Below are 13,981 nucleotides of genomic sequence, written 5' to 3'. Positions count from 1 at the left end.
CGCCGAGGCGCCTTGGATGCATCCGGTGCGGAGCAACGCGGCCGCAGCTGCCGCTGGGCGCTGCGGCGCTGGGACGACTACCCTTCGTACACGATCTGCGCGAGCCCTTGTTCGGCTTGCGCCATCCAGCTCGCGAGGGCCGCATCGCTCGGGTAGAACTTCGACTGCTCGCCCAGCTGCAGTTCGGCGATGGCCTGCTCGCGCTTCACCAGCAGCCGCACGCTCAGGCCGCGCACCAGCTCGCCCTGGTCGGACAGCTCGCGCTTGGGCGGGAATTCGCGTACCAGCCGCTGGATGTCGGGCGCCTGGCCGTTGACGGCCACCTTCAGGTATTTTCCGAAGCGGCAACGGGCCGTCGCCAGGTCCCAGATCTGGTTGACGTTCAGGCGGAAGCCGCCGGAGAACCGGTCGGGCTGCAGCTTGGCCATGACGACCACCAGCTCGTCGTCCTTCAGCCAGTGGCGATGCGGCGAGAACACACCCTCGTCCGCCGTCGCGTCCATCACGTCGGTCTTGTCGTCGAGCTTGAACAGGGCCAGCTTGCCGCGCTGGCCGTTGATGACGCGCCAGTCACCGACGATCCCGGCCAGCAGGAGCGGCTCGCGCGTGTCCACCAGTTCCTCGAGACGGCGCTTGGCGAAGCGGCGGACCTCGAGTTCGACCTCGTCGAAGAGGTGCCCGGACAGGTAGAAGCCCAGCGCCGTCTTCTCGAAGCCCAGCCGCTCCTTCACGCCCCAGGGCATGGCCTCGACCAGGTCCGGCTCCTGCGTGCTGGCGCCGTGCGTGTCGCCCATGTCGAACAGGCCGCCCTGATTCGCATTGGCCTCGGCGGCATTGGCAAAATCGAATGCACGGTCGATCGAGGCGACGAGGGACGCTCGATTGAGCTGCAGCGAGTCGAAGGCGCCGGCCTTGATCAGCGCCTCGACCGCGCGCTTGTTGATCCGCGTGCGCTCGACGCGGCAGCAGAAGTCGTACAGGCTCTTGAACGGCCCGCCCTCTTGCCGGGCCGCGACGATGGCTTCAATGGCGGATTGCCCCGTGCCCTTCACGGCACCCAGGCCATAGCGCACCACCTTGTCGGAGATCGGCTCGAACCGGTAGTTGCCCCGGTTCACGTCCGGCGCCTCGAACGTGATCCCGAAGTTCTTGCGCGCATCCTCGAACAGCACCTTCAGCTTGTCGGTGTTGTCCATTTCCACGGTCATGTTCGCGCAGAAGAACTCGGCCGTGTAATGCACCTTCAGCCAGCCGGTGTGATACGCCAGCAGCGAATAGGCGGCGGCGTGCGACTTGTTGAAGCCATAGCCCGCGAACTTCTCCATCAGGTCGAAGATCTCGTCGGCCTTCTCCTGCGCGATGCCGTTCTTCGCGGCGCCGGCGCGGAAGATCTCGCGGTGCTGGACCATCTCCTCCAGCTTCTTCTTGCCCATGGCGCGGCGCAGCAGGTCGGCGCCGCCGAGCGAGTAGCCGCCCAGGATCTGGGCCGTCTGCATCACCTGCTCCTGGTAGACCATGATCCCGTAGGTCTCGGACAGCATGTCCGCCACCAGCGGATGCGGATACTCCACCGGCTCGCGCCCGTGCTTGCGCGCGACGAAGCTGGGGATCAGGTCCATCGGGCCCGGGCGGTACAGCGCGTTCAGCGCGATCAGGTCTTCCAGCCGGGTTGGCTTCGCGTCACGCAGCATGCCCTGCATGCCGCGCGATTCGAACTGGAACACCGCCTCGGTCTTGCCATCGGCGAACAGCTTGTACGTGGCGGCGTCGCCCAGCGGGACGTTGTCGAAAGTGAAGCCCTCCTGGCCCGGATGGCGCTCCACGATGAAGTCGCGTGCCAACTCCAGGATGGTGAGCGTGGCCAGGCCCAGGAAGTCGAACTTCACCAGGCCCGCGGCCTCCACGTCATCCTTGTCGTACTGGCTCACCGCGGAATCGCTGCCGGGTTGCTGGTAGAGCGGCGTGAAGTCGGTCAGCTTGCCGGGCGCGATCAACACGCCGCCGGCATGCATGCCGACGTTGCGCGTGAGACCTTCGAGCTTCTGCGCGAGGTCGAGCAGCGTGCGGACCTCGTCCTCCTTCTGGTAGCGCTCGGCCAGCATCGGCTCCTGCTTCAGGGCCTCCGCGATCGTGATGTGCGTGCCGGGCTTGTTCGGGATGAGCTTGCTGATGCCGTCGCAGAAGGTGTAGCTCATGTCGAGCACCCGCCCCACGTCGCGCACGGCCGCGCGCGCGGCCATGGTGCCGAAGGTGGCGATCTGGCTGACCGCCTCGCGCCCGTACTTCTCCTTCACGTACTCGATGACACGGTCGCGGTTGCCCTGGCAGAAGTCGATGTCGAAGTCGGGCATGGACACCCGCTCCGGATTCAGGAAGCGCTCGAACAGCAGCTTGTACTGCAGCGGGTCGAGGTCGGTGATCTTCAGCGCGTACGCCACCAGCGAGCCGGCGCCGGAGCCGCGGCCCGGGCCCACCGGGCAGCCGTTGCTCTTGGCCCAGTTGATGAAGTCGCCGACGATCAGGAAGTAGCCGGGGAAGCCCATCTTCAGGATGGTGCCGATCTCGAACTCGAGGCGCTCCTCGTACGTCGGACGCTGGCGTTCGCGCTCGGCCGCATCCGGATAGAGCTGGACCAGCCGTTCCTTCAGGCCCTCATGCGAGGCGAAGCGGAAGTACTCGTCGGCCGCCATGCCGTTGGGCGTGGGGAAGTTCGGCAGGTGCGGCTTGCCGAGTTCCAGCACGAGGTTGCAGCGCCGTGCGATCTCCTGCGTGTTCGCGATGGCCGACGGCAGGTCGGCGAACAGCGCTTCCATCTGCGCGGAGCTCTTGAAATACTGCTCGCGCGTGAACTTGCGCACACGGCGCTGGTTGCCGAGGATCTCGCCCTCGGAGATGCAGACCCGCGCCTCGTGCGCCTCGTAGTCGTCGGCGCCCGTGAATTGCACGGGATGCGTGGCGACCACCGGCAGGTGCAGGTGCGCCGCCAGTTGCACCGCCGCCGCGACATGCGCTTCGTCGTCGGAGCGCCCGGCCCGTTGCAGCTCGATGTAGAAGCGATGCGGAAACACCGCCGCGAGCTGCAGCGCGGCCTCGGTCGCGCGCGGCTCGTCGCCGTGCATCAGCGCCTGCCCGACGGGCCCGGCCTGCGCGCCGGCCAGCAGGATCAGTCCCGCGCCAAGCTCCTGCAGCCATTCGAGCCGGCACACGGCTTGCGCGCGCACGACGTTGCGCGTCCAGGCGCGGGCCAGCAGTTCGCAAAGGTTGAGGTAGCCCTGGCGGCTCTGCACCAGCAGCACGACCCGCGAGATGGCATTGGCATCCGGGCCCACGCCTTGCAGCATGACCTCGCAGCCGATGAGCGGCTTGACCCCGGCGCCCCGCGCCGCCTTGTAGAACTTGATCGCGCCGTAAAGGTTGTTGAGATCCGAAATGGCCAGCGCAGGCTGGGCGTCGGCCGCGGCGGCCGCCACGATCTCGTCGATGCGGTTGGTGCCGTCGACGACGGAGAACTCGGTGTGCAGGCGCAGGTGAACGAACATCTGATGATTGTAGAAAACGCGCGGGTCTTGACAGGCGGGGGAAAGTAACTTCTGGCCTTTCTAGAATGCCAAGGTGCCGGAAGTCCTCAACATCTCCGCCTACAAGTTCGTCGCATTGCCGGACGCCGCGCAACTGCGTACTCAACTGCTGGAAAGCGCAACGCAAGTGGCCCTGAAGGGAACCATCCTCCTCGCCGAAGAAGGCATCAACCTGTTCCTGGCGGGAACAGAGTCTTCCATCCGCTTCTTCCTCGACGAACTCCGCGAAGACCCACGCTTCGCCGACCTGCGCCCCAAGGAAAGCTGGTCCGATACCGTTCCCTTCCGCCACCTGCGCGTCAAGCGCAAGAACGAGATCATCCGGATGAACCACCCGGCCATCCAGCCCGCCCAGGGGCGGGCACCGGCGGTGGATGCGACCACGCTCAAACGCTGGCTTGATGAGGGACACGACGACGTGGGAAAACCGGTCGTGCTGCTCGACACGCGCAACGCCTTCGAGGTGGACCACGGCACCTTCGACAACGCCATCGACTGGCGCCTGGGCAAATTCAGCGACTTCCCGCAAGCGTTGCAGGACCACCGTGCGGAACTGGAAGGCAGGTGCGTGGTCAGCTTCTGCACGGGCGGCATCCGCTGCGAGAAGGCGGCGCTCGTCATGCGCGAGGCCGGCCTGCAGGACGTCTGGCAGCTCGAAGGCGGCATCCTCCAGTACTTCGAGCAGGCGGGCAGTGCACATTTTCACGGCGAGTGTTTCGTCTTCGACGAACGGCAGGCCCTGGCCGCCGACCTGCGTCCCACGGATGAGCCACGATCCTAGAATCCGCCGATGACATCCACCGATGCCGCTGCCGCGGCCCCGACGCAGCGCCGCGTCGCCGTTCTCTACGCGATCTTCTTCCTCTCCGGCTTCTGCGGCCTGATCTACGAATCGATCTGGTCGCACTACCTCAAGCTGCTGCTGGGCCACGCGTCGTACGCGCAGGCCGTCGTGCTGGTGGTGTTTGTCGGGGGGCTGGCACTCGGGGCCTGGCTGACGGGCCGATTCTCGGAGCGGATCCGCCGCCCCATCCTCGCCTACGCCATCATCGAGGCTGCCGTCGCGGCGCTCGCCTTCTCGTTCCACGGCATCTTCGAGAACGTTTCCGCCTGGGCCGCCAGCGAATTCCTGCCGGCGATGTGCGGGGCCCCCGGCGCCTGTTCCGCCGTCTGGCTGCTGGCAGCCGCCTTGATCCTGCCCGCGTCCATCCTGCTCGGATCCACCTTTCCGCTGATGAGCGCCGGTGTGATGCGCCTGGGGGTGGCGCCTGGCCGTGGCTTGAGCCTGCTCTACTTCCTGAACAGCCTGGGGGCCGCGCTCGGGGTGCTGGGGTCGGGCTTCTTCCTGCTGCCCGCCCTGGGGCTGCCTGGCACGATCCTGCTTGCCGGCGCATTCAACGTGCTCGTCGCACTCGCGGCGTACATCACGGATTCCGTGGGGCGCAAGCCGGCCGCGCCCGCAGTGCCATCGGCGGGACCCGCCGCGCCAGCGGACGCCATCGCCGCCCCGCTGGTCCCCCTGCTCTGCGCAGCAGCCGTCACGGGCCTGTCGTCATTCATCTACGAGGTCGTGTGGATCCGCATGCTCACGCTCGTGATGGGCGCCGCGACGCATTCGTTCGAGCTCATGCTCGCGCCTTTCATCTTCGGCCTGGCGATCGGTGCCTGGTGGATCCGTGACCGCATCGCGACAGCGAAGTCGCCGCTGAAGCTGCTGGCCGGCATCCAGATCGCGATGGGCCTGCTGGCCGTGGCCACCCTGCCGCTCTATGTGGCCTGCTACGACATCATGGCGGCGACGCTGCGCACCGTGGCGCGCACCGAGGAAGGCTACCTGCTGTTCAACCTGGTGAGCGTCGCGATCGCGGCCGCGGTGATGCTCCCCGCCACGATCTGCGCCGGCATGACGCTGCCGCTCATCACCGCCCTCCTGCTGCGCCGGGGACACGGGGAACGCCAGGTCGGGCAGGTGTACGGCGTGAACACGTTCGGCGCGATCGCCGGCGTCCTGGTCGCCGTGCACCTGCTGATCCCGGCGCTGGGGCTGAAGTGGTCTCTCGCCGTCGCCGCCGCCATCGACGTGGTGCTCGGCCTGGTGCTCTGGGGGCTGGCGCTGCGTCATGCCCCGGCCGCACGGCCTCGCGCGGCGTTCGTGTGGCTGGCCGGCGGCGCGGTGGCTTCCCTTGCCGCACTCGTCGCCATGCCCCTGCTGGCCCCGATCGACGCGACGCGCATGGCCTCCGGCGTCTTCCGGCATGGCCAGGCCCGGGTCGACTTCGGCCATCCGATCATCTTCCACCAGGACGGACGCACCGCCACCGTGACGGTCATCGAACGGCCCAACGGCGTGCGCAGCCTGATCACCAACGGCAAGTCCGACGGCGCGACGCATCCCGCTCGCAAGGACACCGGTCCGGACGACCACACCATGGTGCTGCTGGGCGCACTGGGCCCGCTCCATCACCCGCAGGCGCGCACCGCCGCCGTCATCGGGATGGGGACCGGCACCAGCAGCGCCGTGCTGCTGGAAGCGAAAGGCCTCACCCAGGTGGACACGATCGAGATCGAGCCCTTGATGGTGGAGGCGGCGCAACTCTTCCGGCCCCGCAACGCCAAGGTCTTCGACGATCCGCGCAGCCGCATCGTCATCGACGACGCGCGGGCGCATTTCGCCAAGACGCGCGCCAGCTACGACATCGTCGTGTCCGAGCCCTCGAATCCCTGGGTGAGCGGTGTCGCGGGCCTGTTCACCGTGCAGTTCTACCGTCACGTCTCCGCCCACCTGGCGCCTGACGGGCATTTCGTCCAGTGGCTGCACCTGTACGAAGCGAGCCCTGAACTCGTCGCCTCGATCATCCGGGCGTTCGCTGAGGTGTTTCCCGAGTTCCGCGCGTACTCCGCCAACGACATCGACATCGTGCTGGTCGCGCGCAACGACGGCAAGCTGCCTGCTCTGAGCCCCCAGGCCCTGGACAGCGCGGCGGGCCTGCAGCGCGAGCTGCTGCAGCTGGGCATCGTGAACGTGGCGCAGCTCGCCGCGCATGAAAGCGGCCGCTCGAACGCGATCCGGCTGCTGGCCAACTCCTTCGGCGCCCCGCCCAATTCCGACTTCTTCCCCTATGTGGACCACCGGGCCGCCTCGGACCGCTTCCGCGGCCGCAGCGCCAAGATCCTGTTCTCGCTGCGCGATTCGCCGGTGCCGCTGCTGGACTTCGTCGCCGGCGCACCCGGCTACGCGGGCCAGGTGCACTCCGCGACGGTCTACATGCCCCCCAGCGTGCGCAACATGGCGAGCAGCTGGCACGGCCTGCGCTACCTCCGCGGGGAGGCGCTGAAGCCCGAAGAGCTGGCCTATTTCGGCTCCTACGCGCCCGACTACGCGCTGGTGCGCAGCTGGGTGGCGGACTGCCGGTTCCCGGCGGACACCGGCGGCATCTGGGTTTCGCTGGTTCGCGTCGCCTCCGACATGATCCCCGGGCAGACCGCTCAGGCCGCGCAGAGCTTCTGGCAAGGGGCCCTGCGCCGCTGCGGGGCGAAGCTGCAGCCCGCGCAGGCCGTTTGGCTGGAGCTGTTCGCGGCCGTGGCCGGCCGCAATCCCGAAGCGATCCATGGCCCGGCGCGACAAGTCCTGGCCCAGGACAAGCTCCTCGATGGCGAGAGCCGTGCGTATGCGACCCTCGCAGCCGTGTCGGCCAGCTATGCGACCGGCCGGCGGGAAGAAGCCGCGCGCATCTTCGTCGAACAGCGGCAGAAGCTGCCGCCCGCCCGGATGGAGACGGGCCCGATGCGCTACCTGATGATGCTGCTCACGGCCAAGCAGAAGGCGAAGGCTTCGCCCTAGGACATCGGCTCCGCCGGCGTGAACCGCGTGGCCGGCAGCGGGATGAACGACAGGTCGCCCGCGATGCGGCCCATGCGCTGCGCTTCCCAGGCGGCGCTGGCGGCGATGATGCGTTCCTTGCGGCTGGAAACGAAGTTCCACCACAGGTGCCGCGGCCCGTCGAGCGGCGCGCCACCGATCAGCATCACGCGCGCGCCGCGGGGCGCGCGCAAGACGGTGTCCTGCCTGTCCAGCACGGCCATGACGCGCGCCGGCACCGCCACACCGTCCACCTCGACGTCCTGGTCGATGGGATAGATGGCGAGTTCGGGCGCGAGCTCCTGCAGCTCGATCATGCCGCCGGGCAGCAGGCGCAAGTCGAGATACAAGGTCGGCGACAGCGTGCGGACCGGCGATTCCATGCGGAAAGCCTCGCCGACCAGCACGCGGACGATGGCATCGTCGACGCGGCCTTCGGGGATGGCCGCGGAAGGCGTGTGGGCGAATGCGGGGTCGGCCTCTTCGTGCTGCATGGGCAACGCGGTCCACAGCTGCAACCCGTGATTGACGTAGTTCTTGCCCTTCAGGTGCACCGGCTTGCGCTCGGAATGCACGATGCCGCGGCCCGCCGTCATCCAGTTGATGGCGCCCGGCTCGATCAGCTGCTCGGTGCCCAGGCTGTCGCGATGCATCATCGCGCCCTCGAACAGGTAGGTGACGGTGGCCAGGCCGATGTGCGGGTGGGGCCGCACATCGTGGTCCGCCCCCGGCGCCTCGTGGGCGGGCCCGAAGTGGTCGAAGAAGATGAAGGGACCCACGCTGCGCTGCCGGGCGGCCGGCAGCAGCCGGCGCACCAGGAATCCGCCACCAAGGTCCTTCTCGTGTCCGTCGAGTTTTTGCGCCAGGGCCATGCCCGCTAGCTTAACGCTTGAATCGCGCGGTGACCTCTGCCACCCGCTGGCCGAACAGACGAGCGGTCTCCAGGTCACCCGCCGACATGGCGTCGGCGCCCGCGTCCGAAGGCGATTGCGCGATGGCACCGCTATAGGACACCAGGTAATTGACGTCGTCGCGCTTCGCGGCCTTGGCGTTGCTCGGCATCAGGCCCTGGCTCACCCAGATCATGCCGTGCTGCATCGCCAGGGTGAACAGGGTCGTCAGCACGTTGAACTTGTCGCCGTTCATGCCCGCGCTGTTGGTGAAGCCCGCGGCCACCTTGTCCTTCCACTCCTGGGCGAACCAGGGTTTGGACGAGGCGTCGGCGAATTTCTTGAACTGCCAGCTGACGCTGCCCATGTACGTGGGCGAGCCGAAGATGATGCCGTCCGCGGCTTTCAGCTGCTCCCAGCCGCCTTCTGGCAGGTTGCCGTCGGCGTCGATGGCAAGCAGGCGCGCGCCGGCGCCTTCGGCCACGGACTGGGCCAGGCGCTGCGTGTGGCCGTAGCCGGAGTGGTAGACGACGATGATGTTGGACATGGTTTCTCGATTTCCCTGAGGTTTTTGACGGAGATCCGGGGCTCAGCGGCGGCGGCCGTCCAGGCTGAAGGCGCCGGCGCCGAACGCCGCGATCACCAGCAGCCCGCCGACCACGGCGAAGTTCTTGAAGAAGGCCTGCTGCTGCATCATCTGCTGCGCCGCGGGCATGGCCCAGAAGTTGTGGAAGATGGGCGTGATCACCGCGGTGAAGATCGCGAGGCCCAACGCCGCCCAGCGCGTCTGCCAGCCGACGAGCATCAGCAGGCCCAGCCCGAGTTCCGCCGCGATCGCGATCGCGGCGCAGACTTCGGGCAGCGGGACCCCCTTGGAAGCGATGTAGCCGACCACGCCGGCGAACCCGGTGATCTTGGTGAAGCCCCCGGGGATGAACAGCAGCGCGATGAGGGCGCGGCCGATGAGGGCGAACAGGTTCTGGGCCGGGTTGAGTGTTGGCATGAAAGGCTCCTTGTTGTTGATTGGCGGATGAAAAACTCGGTCAGTCGGCTGCGAGGTCGAACACCAGCACTTCGGCGTCCTGCCCGTGCTCCAGGGTCAGCTGCGCTTCCCCCTTCAGCATGGCGGCGTCACCGGCGGCCAAGGCCTTGCCGTTGGCGCTGAGTGCGCCGCGGACCAGGTGCACGTAGGTGGCGCGGGCCGGGTCCAGCGTGAGCGTGGCACGCTCGGCGCCGTCGAAGAGCCCGGCATACATGCGCGCGTCGGCGTGGATCTTCACGGAGGCCTGTGCGGCGTCCGGCGAGGCCACCAGGCGCAGCTGGCCGCGCTTCTCGGCTTCGGCGAAGGTCTTCTGCTCGTACGAAGGCTCGATGCCTGTGACATTGGGCTCGATCCAGATCTGCAGGAAGTGCGTGGTCTGGTCCTGGGCGTGGTTGAACTCGCTGTGCTGCACGCCCCGGCCCGCGCTCATGCGCTGCACGTCGCCGGGCGGGATGCCCTTGATGTTGCCCAGCGTGTCCTTGTGGGCCAGCTCGCCGGAAAGCACGTAGCTGATGATCTCCATGTCGCGATGGCCATGCGTGCCGAAACCCGTGCCCGGCGCAATGCGGTCCTCGTTGATCACCCGCAGGTTGCCGAAGCCCATGTGCTGGGCGTCGTAGTAGCCGGCGAACGAGAAGCTGTGGAAGGACTTGAGCCAGCCATGGTCGGCGAAGCCGCGGTCCTGGGATTTGCGCAAGGTGATCATGATGAATTCCTTTGAATGGTTGCACTTTAGGGCCCGCCCTCATCTCAAGCAGGTGCTGGTTTTTGATGGCATCATTCAAAAAATCCGAACTCAACCATTCCCATGCCCAGTCCCCGCGACGTCCTGACGCCCGATGCCCTGAGCCTGCTGCAGGCGGTGGCGGAGGCTGGCAGCTTTGCCGCCGCCGCGCGCGCACTCGGGCTGGTGCCCAGCGCCGTCACTTACCGCATCCGGCAGATCGAGGACGCCCTGGACGTGCTGCTGTTCGACCGCAGCTCCCGGCAGGCCAAGCTCACGGCCGCCGGCAACGAGCTGCTGTGCGCCAGCCAGCAATTGCTGCAGGACATCGACGCGGTGGCGAACCGGGTGAAGCGCGTGGCGACCGGCTGGGAATCCGAGTTCACGCTCGCGGTGGACTGCGTCGTTTCCAGCTCCACCGTGCTGGAGCTGGCCGAGTCCTTCTACGCCCTGGCCCCCACCACCCGGCTGCGCGTGCGGGAGGAAGCGGTGTCGGGCACCCTGGACGCGCTGGTTTCCGGCCGCGCCGACCTGGCGATCGGCGTCGCCATCGAGCCGGGCACGACGGTCGGCATCCACAGCCAAGTGCTCGGCGACCTGGCTTTCGTCTATGCCGTCGCACCCCACCACCCCCTGGCCAGCCTGCCCGAGCCGCTGACCGACGAGGTGCTGATCAAGCACCGCGCGGTGTCCGTCGCCGACACGGTCCAGCGCGGCGCGGCGGTCACGCTCGGGCTGCTCTCCGGGCAGGACGTGCTGACCTTGCCGACCATGCGGGCCAAGCTGCATGCGCAGTTGCGCGGGCTGGGCGGCGGCTTCCTCCCCGAGCCGCTGGCGCGGCCCTATCTCGAAAGCGGCCGCCTGGTGGCGCGGCAGGTGCAGCGCCCGAGCCGCACCATCCGGCTCAACTATGCGTGGCGCACGGTCGGTAATGCCCAGCCGGGCCGCGCGCAGCAGTGGTGGCTGGGGCAGCTGGAAAGCCAGGCGACGCGCGCCGCCTTGCTGGAGCGGCACCGGGAATCATGATCACGGGTTACCGCGGGCGCTTCGCGCCCTCCCCCACCGGGCCGCTGCATGCGGGCTCGCTCGTCGCTGCCCTGGCGAGCTGGCTGGACGCACGCGCCCACGGCGGCGCGTGGCTGGTGCGCATCGAAGACGTCGACCTCCCGCGCTGCGTGCCTGGCGCCGGCGAGGAAATCCTGCGCCAGCTGGCCGCCTGCGGCCTGGTGCCGGACGAAGCACCCGCCTGGCAGTCGCGGCGCACCGCGTTGTACCAGCAGGCGCTCGATCGCCTGCTGGCGGCTGGCCTGGCCTATCCTTGCGCCTGCTCGCGCAAGGACGTCGAAGCCGCACTGGCCGCCCAGGGAATGGCACGCGCGCGCAACGACGAACTGGTGTATCCCGGAACCTGCCGCGGCGGACTGCGAGGCCGGCCGGCGCGTGCCTGGCGATTCCAGGCGCCTCCCGGCGAAGTCTTTTGGGCCGACCGGCGCCTCGGGCCGCAATCGCAGGACGTGGCGCGCGAAGTCGGGGACTTCGTGCTGCGCCGCGCCGACGGCCTGCATGCCTACCAGCTCGCCGTCGTCGTGGACGATGCCAACCAGGGGATCACGCATGTGGTCCGCGGCGCGGACCTGGCGGACAACACGGCACGGCAGATCCTCTTGCAGCGCGCCCTGGGCCTCAACACGCCGTCCTACCTCCACACGCCGCTGGTGCTGGGCGCGAACGGCGAAAAGCTGTCCAAGCAGAACGGCGCGGCGCCGCTCGCGCTGGGCGATCCATTGCAGGCCCTCACGCAGGCGGGCGAGACCTTGCAACTCGCCGCGCCGGCCGATTCCGTCGCCGATTGGCTGCACGCCGCCGTGCACGCATGGCGTGCCCGCTGGGGCCCCACCTGAGCCTCGCGGACAATACGGGCATGAGTGATCCCGAGAACACGCCTGAGAGCGTGCCGCGCCCCATCCGCAGCTTCGTCCGCCGAGCCGGCCGCACCACCACCGGCCAGGCCCGCGCGCTGCAGGAACTGGCCCCGCGCTTCGTCCTGCCCTACCAGCCGCAGCCCCTGGACCTGGCGCGCACCTTCGGCCGCGAGGCGCCGACCATCCTGGAGATCGGTTTCGGCATGGGCGAGGCCACGGCGCACATCGCGGCCCTGATGCCCGAGCGCAATTTCCTCTGCTGCGAAGTGCATGCCCCGGGCGTGGGCGCGCTCCTGATGCGCCTCGAGGACCGCGGCCTCGCCAATGTGCGCATCGTCGCGCACGACGCGGTGGAGGTCATCGACCACATGCTCGCGCCCGCGTCGCTGGCTGGCGTGCACATCTTCTTCCCGGACCCGTGGCACAAGGCCCGCCACAACAAGCGCCGGCTGGTGCAGCCGCCTTTTGTCGCGAAGCTGCTGCCACGCCTGGCGCCGGGGGCGACCATCCACTGCGCCACGGACTGGGAGCCGTACGCGCAGCAGATGCTGGAGGTGCTGGGCGCGCAGCCTGGCCTGGTGAACACCGCCGAAGGCTTTGCGCCACGTCCGGCCTACCGGCCGCTGACCAAATTCGAAAATCGCGGCCTGAAACTCGGGCACGGCGTCTGGGACGTGGTTTTCCGGCGGATTTGAGCCTGTATGCCGGCCGTGCATAGGTTCATCCCTATGCGGCAGCCTCTTCGGTTGTGGGGGTGTAACCGAAGGAGTATCTTCCATGGCACCGGAATTGCTGAGGTTGGGCATGGCTAGGAGCACACGATGAATGGGACACGCAGAACGGTGCTGGCGACGGCCCTCGCCGCCGGCTTGGGGGCCAGCTGGGTGGGCGGCGCGGCGGCGCAAGCCAAGCCCCGCAAGATGGTCGTGGGGCAGTCCGTGCCCCTGACCGGTGCAGCCGACCAGATCGGCCTGGCCTTCGCCGGCGGCTCCAAGCTCTATTTCGATGCCTTCAATGCGCGCAAGAACAATCCGGGCTGGATGTTCGAGCTGCAGCAGCTCGACGACGGCTACCAGGCCGCCAAGGCCACGGCCAACGCCGTCAAGCTGCTGGCGGACGGGGCCGACGTGCTGTTCGGCTTCGTGGGCACCGCGACCAGCGAAGCCGGCGCCGAAGTGGCCATCAAGGACGGTTCGCTGTTCTTCGCGCCGTTCGCCGCCTCCGACCGCCTGCGCGGCACGGGTCTCACCAACATCTTCCACGTGCGGCCCAGCCTCTCCGACGAAGCCTTCAAGATGGTGCGGCATTGCGCCACGCTGGGCCAGGACCGCATCGCGGTGCTGGCCGAAGACGACGCCATGGGCCGCGCCGGCCTGGCCGCCGTGCAGCAGGCGCTGATCGAGCAGAAGCTGCCGCCCCTCGTCGCCTCCGCCTTCGTCCCGGTGAACAGCGACAAGGTCGACACCGCCGTCGCCACCATTTTCAAGGCACAGCCCCACGCGGTGATCCAGGTTTCGCTGTTCAACTCCACCGCCCACTTCATCCGCAAGATGCGCAAGGCCGGCTTCGTCGGCAGCTTCATGAACTTCTCGGTGGTCGGCATCGACCCGTTGTTCAGCGCGCTCGGCAAGGAAATCGGCGGCGTCGTGGTGTCGCAGGTGGTGCCGTCGCCGCGCAGTTCGGCCACGCCCATCGTCAAGGAATACCTCGCCGCCATCGAAACCTCGGACCAGACGCCTTCGTACGAAGGGCTGGAAGGCTTCATCGCGGCCAAGACCCTGTCGGAGGCGGTGCGGCGCGCCGGCCGCAACTGGGACAAGGCCGGCCTGCAGAAGGCGATGGCCACCATGACCGACTACGACGTGGGCGGCTTCCGCATCAACCTGCGCGCCGGCGTGCGCGATTCCATCCGCGCGATCGATCTGGTGACGATCACGCCGGATGGGAAAGTGGTGCGCTAGCCGCG

At 68.2% G+C, this 13,981-nt stretch carries 11 protein-coding genes; 6 read left to right on the top strand and 5 right to left on the bottom strand.

Annotated elements, in window-relative coordinates; all coding sequences use genetic code 11:
- Positions 1-77: 77 nt before the first annotated feature.
- On the bottom strand, positions 78-3,539 hold the full coding sequence (dnaE, locus tag FN976_RS20225; RefSeq protein WP_145894877.1) for a DNA polymerase III subunit alpha: 3,462 nt from the start codon (positions 3,537-3,539) through the stop codon (positions 78-80).
- 73 nt (positions 3,540-3,612) lie between these two features.
- Between dnaE and FN976_RS20220 the strand changes: the two genes are divergently transcribed.
- Positions 3,613-4,359, top strand: coding sequence for a sulfurtransferase (locus tag FN976_RS20220; RefSeq protein ID WP_145894876.1), 747 nt, complete (start codon positions 3,613-3,615; stop codon positions 4,357-4,359).
- Between the two features lie 9 nt (positions 4,360-4,368).
- Entirely contained in the window at positions 4,369-7,419 is a 3,051-nt protein-coding gene (locus FN976_RS20215) for a spermine/spermidine synthase domain-containing protein (RefSeq protein ID WP_145894875.1), read from the top strand.
- Here the strand turns inward: FN976_RS20215 and FN976_RS20210 are convergent.
- From FN976_RS20210 to FN976_RS20195, 4 genes are read right to left on the bottom strand one after another with little or no spacing between them, the layout of a single operon-like run.
- Positions 7,416-8,309 (bottom strand): pirin family protein, encoded by an 894-nt coding sequence (locus FN976_RS20210; RefSeq protein ID WP_145894874.1) that lies wholly within the window; start codon positions 8,307-8,309, stop codon positions 7,416-7,418. The two genes, FN976_RS20215 and FN976_RS20210, sit on opposite strands and share 4 nt — an antisense overlap.
- 10 nt (positions 8,310-8,319) lie before the next feature.
- Positions 8,320-8,874 carry a flavodoxin family protein gene (locus FN976_RS20205; RefSeq protein WP_145894873.1) on the bottom strand — a complete coding sequence of 185 codons (555 nt, stop codon included), beginning with the start codon at positions 8,872-8,874 and terminating at the stop codon, positions 8,320-8,322.
- A 42-nt stretch (positions 8,875-8,916) separates the two neighbouring features.
- On the bottom strand, positions 8,917-9,330 hold the full coding sequence (locus FN976_RS20200; protein ID WP_145894872.1) for a DoxX family protein: 414 nt from the start codon (positions 9,328-9,330) through the stop codon (positions 8,917-8,919).
- A gap of 40 nt (positions 9,331-9,370) precedes the next feature.
- Positions 9,371-10,075: a pirin family protein gene (locus tag FN976_RS20195; protein ID WP_145894871.1), complete on the bottom strand. Its 705-nt coding sequence runs from the start codon at positions 10,073-10,075 to the stop codon at positions 9,371-9,373.
- A 102-nt stretch (positions 10,076-10,177) separates the two neighbouring features.
- Between FN976_RS20195 and FN976_RS20190 the strand changes: the two genes are divergently transcribed.
- The 4 genes from FN976_RS20190 to FN976_RS20175 all read left to right on the top strand — a co-directional run bounded on the left by FN976_RS20190 (position 10,178) and on the right by FN976_RS20175 (position 13,976).
- On the top strand, positions 10,178-11,119 hold the full coding sequence (locus FN976_RS20190; RefSeq protein WP_145894870.1) for a LysR family transcriptional regulator: 942 nt from the start codon (positions 10,178-10,180) through the stop codon (positions 11,117-11,119).
- Positions 11,116-11,994 (top strand): tRNA glutamyl-Q(34) synthetase GluQRS, encoded by an 879-nt coding sequence (gene gluQRS, locus FN976_RS20185; RefSeq protein WP_145894869.1) that lies wholly within the window; start codon positions 11,116-11,118, stop codon positions 11,992-11,994. Before FN976_RS20190 ends, gluQRS begins: the two co-directional genes overlap by 4 nt.
- A gap of 20 nt (positions 11,995-12,014) precedes the next feature.
- Positions 12,015-12,710, top strand: a complete 696-nt coding sequence (gene trmB, locus FN976_RS20180) for a tRNA (guanosine(46)-N7)-methyltransferase TrmB (protein ID WP_255440621.1) — start codon at positions 12,015-12,017, stop codon at positions 12,708-12,710.
- 126 nt (positions 12,711-12,836) lie between these two features.
- The gene (locus tag FN976_RS20175) at positions 12,837-13,976 is read left to right on the top strand and encodes an ABC transporter substrate-binding protein (protein ID WP_145894867.1); all 1,140 of its coding nucleotides are present in this window, start codon (positions 12,837-12,839) and stop codon (positions 13,974-13,976) included.
- Positions 13,977-13,981 lie beyond the last annotated feature (5 nt).

Source organism: Caenimonas sedimenti (assembly GCF_007833165.1).
Taxonomy (GTDB): Bacteria; Pseudomonadota; Gammaproteobacteria; order Burkholderiales; family Burkholderiaceae_C; genus Ramlibacter; species Ramlibacter sedimenti.
Note: the sequence above shows the minus strand (reverse complement) of the source record. Positions and strands in the feature narration are given on the sequence as shown.

Coding starts and splice junctions, on each gene's coding strand:
- FN976_RS20200 (WP_145894872.1), bottom strand. CDS start 9,330: ATGCCAACACTCAACCCGGCCCAGAACCTGTTCGCCCTCATCGGCCGC.
- FN976_RS20215 (WP_145894875.1), top strand. CDS start 4,369: ATGACATCCACCGATGCCGCTGCCGCGGCCCCGACGCAGCGCCGCGTC.
- FN976_RS20175 (WP_145894867.1), top strand. CDS start 12,837: ATGAATGGGACACGCAGAACGGTGCTGGCGACGGCCCTCGCCGCCGGC.
- gluQRS (WP_145894869.1), top strand. CDS start 11,116: ATGATCACGGGTTACCGCGGGCGCTTCGCGCCCTCCCCCACCGGGCCG.
- dnaE (WP_145894877.1), bottom strand. CDS start 3,539: ATGTTCGTTCACCTGCGCCTGCACACCGAGTTCTCCGTCGTCGACGGC.
- trmB (WP_255440621.1), top strand. CDS start 12,015: ATGAGTGATCCCGAGAACACGCCTGAGAGCGTGCCGCGCCCCATCCGC.
- FN976_RS20195 (WP_145894871.1), bottom strand. CDS start 10,075: ATGATCACCTTGCGCAAATCCCAGGACCGCGGCTTCGCCGACCATGGC.
- FN976_RS20205 (WP_145894873.1), bottom strand. CDS start 8,874: ATGTCCAACATCATCGTCGTCTACCACTCCGGCTACGGCCACACGCAG.
- FN976_RS20210 (WP_145894874.1), bottom strand. CDS start 8,309: ATGGCCCTGGCGCAAAAACTCGACGGACACGAGAAGGACCTTGGTGGC.
- FN976_RS20190 (WP_145894870.1), top strand. CDS start 10,178: ATGCCCAGTCCCCGCGACGTCCTGACGCCCGATGCCCTGAGCCTGCTG.